General features: G+C 44.6%; 13 protein-coding genes. 10 read left to right on the top strand and 3 right to left on the bottom strand.

The window, feature by feature from the left end; translation table 11 throughout:
• Positions 1–3: 3 nt before the first annotated feature.
• Together dbpA and HW45_RS07355 are read right to left on the bottom strand one after the other, a co-directional pair.
• The gene (dbpA, locus tag HW45_RS07360; RefSeq protein WP_038225911.1) at positions 4–1,386 is read right to left on the bottom strand and encodes an ATP-dependent RNA helicase DbpA; all 1,383 of its coding nucleotides are present in this window, start codon (positions 1,384–1,386) and stop codon (positions 4–6) included.
• A gap of 108 nt (positions 1,387–1,494) precedes the next feature.
• Entirely contained in the window at positions 1,495–1,971 is a 477-nt protein-coding gene (locus HW45_RS07355) for a WbuC family cupin fold metalloprotein (RefSeq protein ID WP_038225909.1), read from the bottom strand.
• Between the two features lie 229 nt (positions 1,972–2,200).
• Between HW45_RS07355 and HW45_RS29715 the strand changes: the two genes are divergently transcribed.
• The 9 genes from HW45_RS29715 (at position 2,201) to HW45_RS07305 (ending at position 11,369) form a co-directional block, all read left to right on the top strand.
• Entirely contained in the window at positions 2,201–2,374 is a 174-nt protein-coding gene (locus tag HW45_RS29715; RefSeq protein WP_038225907.1) for a hypothetical protein, read from the top strand.
• A 176-nt stretch (positions 2,375–2,550) separates the two neighbouring features.
• Positions 2,551–3,198 carry a GTP cyclohydrolase II gene (locus HW45_RS07345; RefSeq protein WP_006074877.1) on the top strand — a complete coding sequence of 216 codons (648 nt, stop codon included), beginning with the start codon at positions 2,551–2,553 and terminating at the stop codon, positions 3,196–3,198.
• A gap of 182 nt (positions 3,199–3,380) precedes the next feature.
• Positions 3,381–4,640: an imelysin family protein gene (locus HW45_RS07340; protein ID WP_038225905.1), complete on the top strand. Its 1,260-nt coding sequence runs from the start codon at positions 3,381–3,383 to the stop codon at positions 4,638–4,640.
• 64 nt (positions 4,641–4,704) lie between these two features.
• The gene (locus HW45_RS07335; RefSeq protein WP_038225903.1) at positions 4,705–6,102 is read left to right on the top strand and encodes a di-heme oxidoreductase family protein; all 1,398 of its coding nucleotides are present in this window, start codon (positions 4,705–4,707) and stop codon (positions 6,100–6,102) included.
• A gap of 10 nt (positions 6,103–6,112) precedes the next feature.
• Positions 6,113–7,144 carry an imelysin family protein gene (locus HW45_RS07330; RefSeq protein WP_038225901.1) on the top strand — a complete coding sequence of 344 codons (1,032 nt, stop codon included), beginning with the start codon at positions 6,113–6,115 and terminating at the stop codon, positions 7,142–7,144.
• On the top strand, positions 7,125–8,213 hold the full coding sequence (locus tag HW45_RS07325; protein WP_038225898.1) for a DUF1513 domain-containing protein: 1,089 nt from the start codon (positions 7,125–7,127) through the stop codon (positions 8,211–8,213). Before HW45_RS07330 ends, HW45_RS07325 begins: the two co-directional genes overlap by 20 nt.
• Before the next feature lie 91 nt (positions 8,214–8,304).
• Entirely contained in the window at positions 8,305–9,951 is a 1,647-nt protein-coding gene (locus HW45_RS07320; protein WP_051867860.1) for a L,D-transpeptidase family protein, read from the top strand.
• Between the two features lie 155 nt (positions 9,952–10,106).
• Positions 10,107–10,652, top strand: a complete 546-nt coding sequence (locus HW45_RS07310) for a YcbK family protein (protein ID WP_081875772.1) — start codon at positions 10,107–10,109, stop codon at positions 10,650–10,652.
• A gap of 63 nt (positions 10,653–10,715) precedes the next feature.
• Positions 10,716–11,369, top strand: a complete 654-nt coding sequence (locus tag HW45_RS07305) for an MBL fold metallo-hydrolase (RefSeq protein ID WP_038225891.1) — start codon at positions 10,716–10,718, stop codon at positions 11,367–11,369.
• 52 nt (positions 11,370–11,421) lie between these two features.
• Here HW45_RS07305 and HW45_RS07300 read toward each other — a convergent pair whose 3' ends face one another.
• Entirely contained in the window at positions 11,422–12,093 is a 672-nt protein-coding gene (locus tag HW45_RS07300) for a DUF2982 domain-containing protein (RefSeq protein WP_038225888.1), read from the bottom strand.
• A gap of 211 nt (positions 12,094–12,304) precedes the next feature.
• On the opposite strand from HW45_RS07300, the gene HW45_RS07295 reads away from it, so the two are divergent.
• Positions 12,305–12,667 (top strand): MarR family transcriptional regulator, encoded by a 363-nt coding sequence (locus HW45_RS07295; protein WP_038225886.1) that lies wholly within the window; start codon positions 12,305–12,307, stop codon positions 12,665–12,667.
• Positions 12,668–12,802: the final 135 nt, after the last annotated feature.

The following is a 12,802-nucleotide window of genomic DNA, read 5'->3' as shown; positions in this document are numbered from 1 at the left end:
AGGTTAAGCTTTGATGATTCGCGCGCGGAAGTTACGGCCCTTCATCTTGCCATTGGTAATCTTACCTAACGCTTGCTTAGCTATCGCTTTCTCGACCGCCACATAAGCACTCATCGGGAACATATTGATCTTACCAATTTGATTGCCGGAGAGTGTCTTATCACCGGTTAGCGCCCCCAAAATATCACCAGGGCGCAATTTTTGCTTCTTACCGCCTTGAATTTGAATCGTCACCATTTTTGCTTGAAATGGTTGGTTGCTTGACTTTGCAGGCAATTCGCTTGGTTCAATCGGCATATCCATGTACTCATCAATACGCGCTACACGATAGAACTCTTTCTCGCTGTAGAAGCTAAAGGCTAAACCTTTATTACCGGCGCGCCCAGTACGACCAATGCGATGTACGTGTACTTCTGGGTCGCGAGACAGATCATAGTTGAATACTGCATCGAGGTTATCGACATCGAGACCACGAGCTGCAACATCCGTTGCCACTAAAATAGAAACACTTTTATTGGCGAACTGTACGAGTGCTTGGTCACGATCTCTTTGCTCTAAATCACCGTGGATATCAATCACGCTAAAGCCACGATGATGCAGTTCATCCGCGACGCTCTGAACTTCTTTTTTAGTATTACAGAACACCACAGCAGACTCCGGTTGGCGAGTCAGAAGCAAGTTTTCAAGTGCGTTATCACGTTCTTCGAGAGTGTTAGTTTGATAGAAGAACTGTTTGATGCTTGAGTGATCGTGCTTACTCTCTACCTTCACCACTTCTGGTTGCTTCATAACTCGAGCAGCAATGGTTTGGATTTGCTCAGGGAATGTAGCGCTGAAAAGCAGCGTTTGTCGCTCCTTTGGAGCTTGGTCGATAATAGCGTCTAAGGCATCTTTGAAACCCATATCTAGCATACGGTCCGCTTCATCAAGTACCAGAGTATTCAGTTCGCTTAGGTTGATACGACCTTTTTCTAGATGATCAAGGATGCGACCAGGCGTTCCCACTAGAATATGCGCACCGTGTTCCAGAGAACCAATTTGTGGTCCCATTGGCATACCGCCACACAGTGTTAGTACTTTGATATTGTGAATACCACGAGCTAGGGTGCGAATCTCTTTTGCAACTTGGTCCGCAAGCTCACGAGTTGGGCAGAGAACAAGAGACTGCACACGGAAGCGCTTTACTCTTAAGTTGCTAAGTACGCCGAGAGAGAAGGCTGCGGTTTTTCCTGAACCTGTTTTTCCTTGGCCGATAACGTCCTTACCCGCCAAAATTTTTGGTAGTGCCTCGGCTTGGATTGGAGTCATGGAAGCGTAACCAAGACTGTCTAATGTGCCGAGTAATTCAGATGGTAAGTTTAAGGTAGAAAAGGCTGGAGTGTTCAAGAGCTGTCCTCAGTCGGTATGCAGAGCGGGTATTATCAACATTCCCGCTCTAGATGCTACTTTTATCTACGCTTTTGTAGATTTAGTAGTGAGGATAGCAGCTGAAGATTATTTTGCCGTTGGTTGTGCTGTACTCATCCAATCGCGATATTCATTGGCGCCATCTTCACCTTCTGCTGGAGACCAAGGTGCGAAATCTTCTTGAGAAGTAGGGATGTATGCGCCTTCTTTGATTTCAAGGCCGACCGTGCCCGATTGCATACAAGCATAACCATGCCAAGTACCTGGTGGGATTTCGATAGCACGGTTAGTTTCTGGTGATAGACTATGACGCTCTGTGAGGTTGCCTTCATCATCAAAAATCAATAAATCCAGTTGCCCTTTAAGAACAAGGAACAACTCCCACTTGTGCTCTTCACTGTGGCGGTGAGGACGCATGTAGGTTTCTGGCTCTGTTGAGATGAACAAACGTTGAACGCCAGCGTCCAAATGCTCGTGTAGGTTATGATGACTGCGTTTGCGTGGCGCTTCTTTTGCGTTTTGCGCGAATGTATCGAAGTCTTGGTTGCTGATGATTTTTAACATGACATTGTTCTTTGAAGTGTAAAGTGTCGATATTCTACCGCCTCGATAAAAAAGTTCAGTAACAAATTGCCGCCTTCGTCCGCTGTGCGATAAAGTTTAGAAAATTCTAGGTAAAAACCCGTTAGATTGTGATGGCAGTTCCAGAAATGTTTGAAAAAGCTGTACGATCTGATCAGAGTGGTATTATCGCATTGTTTAGGAAATAACCCGTAAGTAAGGTGGTACAGCAGTGGAAGCAGTCATCAGCCAACTCAAAAAAGACTTTTATGCACACCTTAAAACTGCCAATGGTGCGAGCTCGAGTGAGTCTTCCCAGACCATCTCTCTATTAACAAAAGAAGAGCTAGCGGAACTGGAAAATGTGTGGGTCCAACTCGCTGTATGGAAACAAAAACAAGCGTAAGACCTATCTTTTTATCGCCTAACTAAATGATTTTTATGAGCCTCGAGTATTGATACTCGGGGCTTTTTTAGTTTCTTATAAATAGTAATTGTTATAATATAACAATTACTATATTGATCTTATTGTTGAAAAGTCGAGTACTAGCCCCCATAGTTCACTTTATGGAGAATAGAGCGATGGCTGAGATAAGTTCATTACTAGCCTCAGATAATCTAGTGAGAGAGACTATGGCGGAAGTACGTGCCAGAATACAATTAAAAGTCGGTTCCAGGAGTGATATAGACGCAGAGATGCTGTCGTTTCGTGGACTCAAGACAGATAAAGAACATGTAGCGATTATTTTTAAATCATCTGACAAGACCCAATCTTTACCTCTGGTAAGGATGCACTCAGAGTGTCTTACCGGTGATGTTTTCCACTCGTCACGTTGCGATTGTGGTGAGCAATTGGAAGAGACCATTCAGAAAATGGGCGAAGAAGGCGGCATCATCCTGTATCTACGTCAGGAAGGGCGAGGAATCGGTCTTTACAACAAATTAGACGCCTACAAGCTTCAGTCTGATGGTATGAATACGTATGAAGCCAATAACCATTTAGGGTTTGGCGATGACTTACGTGACTTTACTGAAGCCGCTCAAATGCTTAAAGCGCTGGATGTACACTCTATTCGTCTGGTCACTAACAATCCTAAAAAAGTGCGCGAACTTCGCGAGCACGGCATCAATATTGAAGAAGTCGTGAATACGCACGCTCATATCAAAGATGGCAATGAAAACTACCTTAAAGCAAAGGTCTCTCACGGTAAGCACTACCTCAAGCTTTAGCCAGTAATCTTGGTCACCAATCATAAAATTGTTAGTAAAATGATAGAAAAGCCTCACTTTTGTGAGGCTTTTTTGTATTTATTCTTGAAAATAAATTGTAACTGAGTATTATCGCACTTCGTAGTATAAATGATAATAATTCGCACTACAGATAACTATTAAGCTCAACAAGGATGCTTTTCATGAATGTAACAACCATGGTGAAGGGTGCAGTGGCAGCCTCTCTTGTAATGACTTCAAGCGCTGCATTTTCTGCAGTTACTAAAGACCAAGTAGTAGAACACTATGCTGATCTGGCTCACGCGGTATTCGCAGATGCACTAATTACAGCAAAAGATTTAGACACATCTATTAACACATTCTTGGCAAACCCTTCAGAGAAAGGTCTTGCCGATGTTCAACAAGCATGGCTAGCGTCTCGCGTACCCTATCAGCAGACGGAAGTATTCCGTTTTGGTAATGCTATCGTTGACGATTGGGAAGGACAGCTTAATGCATGGCCACTTGATGAAGGTCTTATCGACTATGTGAGTGCGGATTACCAATATGAACTAGGTAATGAAGGTGCACAAGCAAACATTGTTGCTAACAACAGCCTAAAAATCGGCGCGACAACTCTTGACGTTAAAGAAATTACACCTGAAGTCATTGCTAACCTTAATGAAGTTGGTGGCTCTGAAGCAAACGTAGCATCAGGTTATCATGCGATTGAGTTCTTACTGTGGGGACAAGACCTTAACGGCACCAACGCAGGTGCAGGCGAACGTCCTTATACTGACTATGTTGTCGGTGAAGGTTGTACTAACGGTAACTGTGAGCGTCGTGCGCAGTATCTTCAAGCTGCATCAAAACTGTTGATTCAAGATCTTCAATGGATGGAGAAACAATGGTCGGCGGCTGAGAAAGGCAACTACCGCTCTGAACTACTTGCTGACAAAGCTGACAACGGCATTCGTAAGATGCTATTTGGCATGGGTTCACTTTCTCTAGGTGAGCTTGCGGGTGAGCGCATGAAAGTGGCTCTAGAAGCCAACTCTACTGAAGATGAGCACGATTGTTTCTCTGATAACACGCATAACTCTCACTATTACAACGAGCAAGGTATCTATAACGTTTACACGGGCACTTATGTTCGTGTTGATGGAACGTTAGTTGACGGTCCAAGTATCGCTAACCTTGTTGAAGCAAAAGACAAAACAGCAGCGAAAGAGATTCAAAAGCAATTTGATCTTGCACGCGCTCAAGTTGGAAAGCTTGTTACCTCGGCAGAAAAAGACAACCAACACTTTGACCAGTTGATCGCGTCTAATAATCCTCAAGGTAACAAACTAGTGAATGAGACCATTGTTGCACTTGTTTCGCAAACTGGTTCAATTGAGCGTGCCGCTGGCATCATCGGTATCGATAGCCTAAATCCAGATACTGCTGACCACGAATTCTAAGCACAATAACCATAATAAATAGGGGGCTACTGCCCCCTTTTGTCGATCTTTTTGTGAGCGCTGTATGTCAAGATCTTATCCTTTTTTAGCCACGTTACTATTCCTTTTTGTTGGTTCGGTATTTGCCGAGCCTGAGTCTTCTCATCTGTCGGGCGGCAAAACAACAGTAAAAAAAGAGGGGCCTAACGCTTACTCAATGCCTGCAGCCAACTTGCCTATGTCAAAGCGACTAGACTTTAGCGTCGGTAACAGTTTTTTTAGAAACCCATGGGTTCAAGCTCCCGCTTCCACAGATGCGAGGGATGGACTTGGACCACTATTTAATACTAATGGTTGCCAAAACTGTCATATCAAAGACGGTCGCGGTCATCCTCCTGAAGCAAATGATCAACATGCAGTGTCAATGCTGGTTAGGTTGAGTATTCCAGCTGTGACTGCGCAGCAGAAAGCGGCCTATGAGCTTGACGGTGTAATACCTGAGCCAACATATGGTGGTCAGTTGCAAGATTTTGCTTTGCCAAACATGCAGTCAGAAGGACAAATTGATATTACTTATGATGAGGTTGCGGTAAGGTTTAAAGATGGCACGGTCGTCATGTTACGCAAGCCTAACCTTAAGATTGTCGAGCTAGCCTACGGCGATATGCACCCTGACGTTTTAATGTCGGCACGAGTTGCTCCACCAATGATTGGCTTAGGGTTGCTCGAATCGATTCCAGAGTCGACGATTTTAGCATTTGCTGAAGCGCAGAAAGCGGACAACTCATCAGTAACAGGAAAGCCGAACTATGTAATGGATGTACGCACCCAAAAGATGGCATTAGGGCGCTTTGGATGGAAAGCAGGCCAGCCTAATCTGATGCAGCAAAATGCGGCCGCGTTCAATGGTGACGTAGGCTTGACAAGTTCACTGTTTCCAAGTGAGAACTGTACCAGTAATCAGGACGTTTGTACGGCGCAGCACAGTGGCGGAGATCCTGAGGTGAGCGACAAAATTCTCAACTTCGTCGAGTTTTATACTCAGCATTTGGCGGTGCCTCAACGACGTAATATCGATGATCCTTTGGTTGTTGCAGGTGAGAAGCTATTCAACAATGTTGGTTGCCAAAACTGTCATAGAACAGGCATTCAAACCGGTACACAAGAAGGGTTACCTGCCATTTCGAACCAGACGATCCACCCTTATACCGATATGCTATTACATGACATGGGGGAGGGGCTATCAGACAATCGACCAGAATACGCGGCTTCGGGCCGTGAGTGGCGTACAGCACCATTGTGGGGCATTGGTTATACAGAAGAAGTTAATGGTCACACCTACTTTCTTCATGACGGGCGAGCGAGAAATCTTACCGAAGCGATTTTATGGCACGGTGGCGAAGCAGAAGCCGCAAAACAAAACGTGTTAGCTTTATCTAAATCAGAACGTGATGCGCTACTGGCGTTTCTAAATTCACTATAAGGAGATCAACGTGAATTACAAACTTTCATCTATAGCGTTGAGCTTGCTTTCTTTAACGGCTTGTCAATCGAGTCGTGTGACCCAAGCCCCTGAGCCAGAAGCCACAACACACCTTAGCCAAGCTGTATATGAAGTTGAATTCGACTCTGCGTTGAAGTTCAAAACGGCAATGATGAACTTGCAATCGCAAACTGCACAGTTTTGCCAAGGGGAATCGGACCTGACGCAGGTGTCTGCGGCATGGCAACAAGGAATGTCTCGTTGGATGTGGTTGCAAGGGCAAGAGCGAGGTCCTGCTATGGCACTGGAGCAGAATTGGAATGTTCAATTCTGGCCAGATAAGAAGAACACCACCGGTAGGAAGATGTCACAAGCGGTTAAAACCGACGTGTGGACCATGGAGTCAGTGCAATTGCAAAGTGTCACCATTCAGGGGCTAGGAGCAATAGAATGGCTGCTTTATGACGATGCTTCAACACTAGCAAAGGGTTCGCAAGAGCATTGCTCATTGGCGACCGCCATTACCGCTTCTCTTACCGATCGCGCCGACACGATATTCATGGCATGGCAAACCAATCCATGGTCCTCTTTAGACAAAGAGGGGTGGGAGTCAGAATATCTGGCTTTGCTGTCTAACCAGCTGGATTACAGTATGAAAAAACTGTCTCGTCCGTTAGCAAAAATCGGTGCGCCGCGACCTTATTTCTCTGAGTCGTGGCGTTCGGAAACGTCGATGAGCAATTTAAAAACCAACGTAGAAGCTATGCAAGCACTCTATCTTGCGAAAGGAGAAGGATTAGATAAGATTTTGCGTGATGAAGGTCATGCACCTTTGGCGGATAGTATCATTCACCAATTTGAAGATACGCTGGAAACTTGGCCGAGCGAAACCAGCCTATTTGCGCTTTTGCAATCTAAGCAAGGCTATCGAACAGTGCTGTCGCAATTCAACAAGCTTGAACAACTTAAGTATCTTATCAATGAAGAGGCTGCGGTTCAGTTGGGAGTAGTAATAGGATTTAATGCGACTGATGGCGATTGATATTTCTAGACGTAACTTCACAAAGTTGGCAGGCATCACGGCGATGTCGCCTTCTTTGCTTACGGCTTGCGCATCCACAACGAAAATGGCTCAGGAGACTTTGATAGGAGGTTCGGTTCGCAACAAGGGTGACTACGAAGTTATTGTTTCTGCCGAAAATGCTGCTGCTTTGCATCGACTGCCTTTACCAGACCGTGGTCATGGCATCGCTGTATCGCCGAATACTCATCAGGCGGTGATGTTTGCTCGAAGGCCAGGTAGCTATGCCATGGTGTTTGATTATCGTGAAGGACAAGTAAGAAAGCTCATTTTAGCGCCAAATAACCGACATTTTTACGGGCATGGCGTGTATTCAAATGATGGTCGATGGTTGTACGCTACAGAAGGGGAGCGGTCGAGCAGTCGCGGAATTATTGGCGTTTATGATGTTGCGAATGACTATAAAAAAATAGAAGAGTTTACCGGTTTCGGGTTAGGTCCTCATGAAGTGATCGTGATGGCAGACGATTCGTTAGTCGTTGGAGTCGGCGGCGTACATACCAATGGCAGGCAACCTAAAAATCTTGCAACCATGCAACCTAGCTTGAGTTATCTTTCTTATCAAGGAGAGCTTCTTGAGCAAGCAACACTTGGCGACCATCATAAGAGTATTCGCCACCTTGCTCATGATGGTGACATTACGGTGTTAACAGGTCAGCAATATCGGGGTGAAGCGGAGGACTACGTACCACTTGTTGCTATTCACCAGAGAGGTTCGGTGATGGAAGAGCTGGGTGGAGAGCCTGAGCAATGGGCAAGATTTAATCATTATATTGCCAGTATTGCAGCGACAGAAACGCATATTCTGGCGACATCTCCCAGAGGAAGCTGCTACGGTATATGGGACAAGGCAACGCGTGAATTGCTAGAGATTAATGCGCTCCCAGATGCTTCAGGAGTGGTAGTCAGGAATGGTGACTTTCATGTTAGCTCTGGTGCGGGGCAAGTAATTAAAATTAATCCACAACTGGACAAGCAGCGCTTTTATTCTGGAATTCAGTGGGATAATCATTGGAGTGCCATCACATAAATGAGACGGTAGCTGGTTTAGTTTAAAATTGTCCGGTTGATAGTGTGATTTCTGCCATACTTAAGATCCTTGTTTGAAAGGAGGTTGGTAGATGCGAAACTGGCTACTCTCATTGTCTGTTGGTTTATTCTCTCTTGCTACAACTGATTTGACGGTTGCTGCGCCAGATCAGCTTGTCTCAAATTCGACTGAGCTAGCCTCTTATTCTGTAAAACACATTAAGCCAATCCTTCAGCAGGATAATACAAAAGGCTCAACTGAGCTTATAGAGAGCACTCAAGACGCGCTTCTCTATCCCTCGTTAGTTGACTACTTATACTCCAGACTGGATGCTGAACGTATATGGAGTGGCAACGAGCTTAACGCTCAGCTAAATCTGCAACTAGATATGATGAAGCTTGCTGGCTTTAGTCCGCTGTTCCAATCAAGAGTAGAACTCCTGCAACAGTATTATCAGCAGGGCGAAGTGGACCGTTATGATAGAGTGGCTACAGATACTTTCTTACTTTATTTAAGCTATGTTGCAGCGTCTCAAGAGCTTGGTAAAGAGTGGTATTTTACTGCCGATCTCATTGAACCTCTTCCGCGTCCTTCGGCAACTGAAGTGGATCTAATGGTAAAAGCTTTCGAAGCGCAAGAAGCACTGGCTTATATCACCTCGTTCGCGTCGCCAATGTTAAAGCAAGATGGATTTGAGAATGCCTACATCGATCTAGTGTCGAAATCGCAAATGACCAAAATAGAGTACCAGCAAGTTGGACTCACGAGACTCGGTGATACGTTACCTGAAGAAGCATATTTAATTCTTCTTGAAAGACTGTCCGAATCAAATGTCTTTATAACCGCAAGGGAAGACCAGTATTTCGATGAATCACTCGACCTTGCTATTCGAGAGTTCCAGACCATTTACGGGTTAAACGATGACGGTATTATCGGTCCCAATACCATTGAATGGTTGAACAAGTCCGCGTCCGATAAACTGCGTATCTTGGCACTCAATTCGGAACGTTCTCGCTTGTGGCCACAGCAGCGCGAAAACATCATTGTCGTCAATGTGCCGAATTTTCAGCTTGAATATTGGGATGAAGGAGAGGAACGATTTGAGTCTCGCGTAATTGTAGGCAGAACCTCGCGTCAAACGCCTCTACTGGAAACTAATATGGATTCGCTTATCCTAAATCCTACTTGGAATGTGCCTTGGAAAATTATGGTTAAAGACATCATTCCTAAAGTAAAACAAAATCCCACTTACTTATTTTCGCAACGAATTGAAATTTTAGAAGATTGGAACAATCAGGCTCGTATCGACCCTACGATGATTAATTGGCAGGAGGTTAATGCGCGGCGCTTCCCGTATCGTATGCGTCAACAAGCTGGGGAGTTGAACGCGCTGGGTCAGTACAAGTTCAACACACCCAACGCGCAGGCCATATTTCTACACGATACACCTAGTAAACATCTCTTTGATGAGAGTTTACGTGCGTTCAGCTCTGGTTGTGTGAGAGTGGAACACGCTGACCAGTTCGCTCAAGTGTTACTCGAAGCACAAGGGAAAACACTAGAAGATGTCGCAACGGATCGCCCAAATAAAGCGATAGCCCTTAAACAGCGAATTCCAGTACATATCATTTATCAAACCGCTTGGATGTCTGACGGAAAGGCACACTTCCGTGGTGACGTATACCAATACGATGCGAAACGAGAAAGTATGAACAGTGCGGCTTTTTCAAAAAATTGACACAAATTTGAACAATCTAAAAAACGCTTTCTGCTCAAAGGTTAACCGTTGCTAGCTGCAAAAATAAGCGCATTTTGCTCATTTCTGCATTTGAACTAGGCTCGAGAAACACGTATCTTGCGCCGCAATTCAGTAGTTTCCTTTCTTTGAGTAGTATGATCCAAACAAATATTTCTAGACGAGACGCCCTCAAACTTGCATTGTGTGGCGCAACTGCGTCATTGGTGCCTTCGCTATCTTTTGCAATGCTTTCCTCTGCACCAAGAACATTAGCAATGAATAACTTACACACGGGAGAGAGTCTAGAAAGTCGCTACTTTGACGGTGCTAAGTATATTCAAGCTGAACTCGCTCGCCTCAATACACTTTGTCGTGATCATCGACGTAATGAAACCCATAACATGGATAAGCGTTTGTTCGACCAGATATCAGAGATTCAGAGCCTATTAGGCGTTAAATCAGAGGTGTTGATTATTTCTGGCTACCGATCTCCAGAAACCAATGCTTCATTGCGTTCAGGCTCAAATGGAGTAGCGAAAAAAAGTCTTCATATGTTAGGTCAGGCTATCGACTTTAGATTAGATGGAGTAAAACTCAGTCATCTTCATGAGGCGGCGCTAACCATAAAGGCTGGTGGAGTGGGGTATTACCCAAGAAGCCAGTTTGTCCATATTGATACAGGCCCTGTGAGAAACTGGTAACACTTGTCATTCCGCTAGCGTGATGTCATAGTCCCGCTAATTGCAAAATTAATAGGGTTTATGATGAGTCTTCAATATCAAGTAGTGCCTGTCACTTCATTTGCGCAAAACTGTTCTATCGTTTGGTGTGACGAAACCATGAAAGGTGTGGTTGTTGATCCTGGCGGTGATGTAAAACAGCTAGAAATGTTGATCAAAGAACTTGGAGTCCAAGTTGAACAGCTGGTACTCACCCATGGGCATTTAGATCACGTTGGCGGAACTGAGCCACTTGCAGAGGCGCTTGATGCCAACATTGTTGGTCCTCATAAAGCTGATAACTTTTGGCTACAAGGCTTAGAAAACCAAAGCCAAATGTTTGGTTTTCCTTTAACTAAAGCGTTTGAACCCAATCAATGGTTGGATGATGGTGATACCGTAGAGTTTGGTAATCAAACTCTTAACGTTATTCATACTCCGGGTCACACTCCAGGTCACGTAGTGCTATTTAATGAGGAATCAAAAGTCGCCTTTGTTGGTGATGTTCTCTTTAATGGTGGTATTGGACGCACAGATTTCCCTCAAGGTGACTACGCTACTTTGATTAACTCGATTAAGACAAAGTTGTGGCCGCTGGGTAATGACGTAACATTTGTACCGGGTCACGGCCCACAGTCTACCTTTGGTCAGGAGAGAGCATCCAATCCGTTTGTTGCCGATGAGATGCCGCTTTACTAACAGGCGTCTAAGAGAAGCGTACTGACAGTAAGCGATTAAAAGTAACGCTTCTCTATGGCAACTCTCTATCCGCCGCAGCTAAATAGCGGCGGGTAAGACCCACAAACTCGTCTGCAGACCTGTCTAAGTCGGCCTCGGCTACAAATACATCGAATCCATAAAACTCTCGCTGATAACGCATTCGATTTGCCAACATGGCGAGAAGTCCTCTGTACTCTTTTCCCTCATTGGTAACGTAAGCCTCAGAGTCCAACACTATGTCTTCAAAATTAAGTGCTGGTGAGGTTTGCTGAGCACCCAAATAAAGCAATGCACGTTGGCTTAGCAAAAGGTCGGTTGCCACTCTAGGACAGATGCCATCTAAGTAAGGTTGATAGTGTTTAAGTCTGATTCCGATCCAAGGTAACGGTTTATGCCAACCTTCTTGGTGGTGAGTGCATACGCCTATTCGTTCGATATTACTCCATTTAACGACCCAGCCACCTTTAAATACGTGTTGCTGGAAATGAGTCGCTGTCAGTGTGAAGGTGACACGACTTTTGATAAGCATAAAGTAAGCAAAGGTCATGACTGCAGCGACGAGCGTAATAAACACCAGTGCTTGCTGCCAATTGGGGGAAAGTAGAAGAAAACTAAAACAGGCTAGTCCCCCAACTGCTGCAACGACTTTAATGGTCGGAGATTGCCATGTGTAGTTATGATTGCTGAAATGTAATGTATCCATAGTGACGACTAATTTTTTACCCTATTTGGTTCTTTATACCGATGAAGCGATAATAAAGTTTATTGTTTAAATAATAGCCATAAACGTCCTAGGTCTGCATTTTTGACGCCACTTTGTGTCAATCCTCTACAAAAGCTATCAAAATTTTGGTATAAAACGCGCTTCGAATTTTGACCACTGTCTTGGTGCAGTGAATTGGAGAGAAAACTAAATGAGACTTGCTCATAAGCGCAAAGTGCAATCTAAGTTGCAAAAGCGCGTTAAAGCGGTAGTTGCCAACACAGCAGCTGCAACAAAAACAGAAAAGCCTGTTGTAGCGAAAGCGCCTGTAGTTGAAACCGCAACTGCGACAAAAAAAGTTGATGTAGCCTTAACTCCTAAGCAGCAACAAGTGCTAGACATCGTTGCTAAAAACGCTGACGGTATCAATCCAAAAGGCATCGGCCTAGAAGCTGGCCAAGAAGAAGCGAAAGCAGCATCTTGGGCGACTGGCGCACTTAAGAAGCTTCTAGAAGAAGGCTTAGTGGCTAAAGAACAGCTTGCGGGCAATAAAGTGATCTATAAAGCGCTTTAAGCGTTCACTTTACCCATTCTCAAAAAGACCCCTTATTTAGGGGTCTTTTTGATCCAGAAGACTAAAATGCAATAATGTTAGCGACTGATGTCACAAAAGTAGCGATTGTGTAATTGGTGCCTGATAATAAATGCC

The organism is Vibrio sp. ER1A, from assembly GCF_000733315.1.
GTDB lineage: Bacteria > Pseudomonadota > Gammaproteobacteria > Enterobacterales > Vibrionaceae > Vibrio > Vibrio mediterranei.
Note: the sequence above shows the minus strand (reverse complement) of the source record. Positions and strands in the feature narration are given on the sequence as shown.

What these genes read in the sequence shown, in the direction of transcription:
- HW45_RS07355 (WP_038225909.1), bottom strand. Translation starts at nt 1,971, where the DNA reads ATGTTAAAAATCATCAGCAACCAAGACTTCGATACATTCGCGCAAAAC.
- HW45_RS07345 (WP_006074877.1), top strand. Translation starts at nt 2,551, where the DNA reads ATGGCTGAGATAAGTTCATTACTAGCCTCAGATAATCTAGTGAGAGAG.
- HW45_RS07340 (WP_038225905.1), top strand. Translation starts at nt 3,381, where the DNA reads ATGAATGTAACAACCATGGTGAAGGGTGCAGTGGCAGCCTCTCTTGTA.
- HW45_RS07335 (WP_038225903.1), top strand. Translation starts at nt 4,705, where the DNA reads ATGTCAAGATCTTATCCTTTTTTAGCCACGTTACTATTCCTTTTTGTT.
- HW45_RS07325 (WP_038225898.1), top strand. Translation starts at nt 7,125, where the DNA reads ATGCGACTGATGGCGATTGATATTTCTAGACGTAACTTCACAAAGTTG.
- HW45_RS07320 (WP_051867860.1), top strand. Translation starts at nt 8,305, where the DNA reads ATGCGAAACTGGCTACTCTCATTGTCTGTTGGTTTATTCTCTCTTGCT.
- HW45_RS07310 (WP_081875772.1), top strand. Translation starts at nt 10,107, where the DNA reads ATGATCCAAACAAATATTTCTAGACGAGACGCCCTCAAACTTGCATTG.
- HW45_RS07305 (WP_038225891.1), top strand. Translation starts at nt 10,716, where the DNA reads ATGAGTCTTCAATATCAAGTAGTGCCTGTCACTTCATTTGCGCAAAAC.
- HW45_RS07300 (WP_038225888.1), bottom strand. Translation starts at nt 12,093, where the DNA reads ATGGATACATTACATTTCAGCAATCATAACTACACATGGCAATCTCCG.
- HW45_RS07295 (WP_038225886.1), top strand. Translation starts at nt 12,305, where the DNA reads ATGAGACTTGCTCATAAGCGCAAAGTGCAATCTAAGTTGCAAAAGCGC.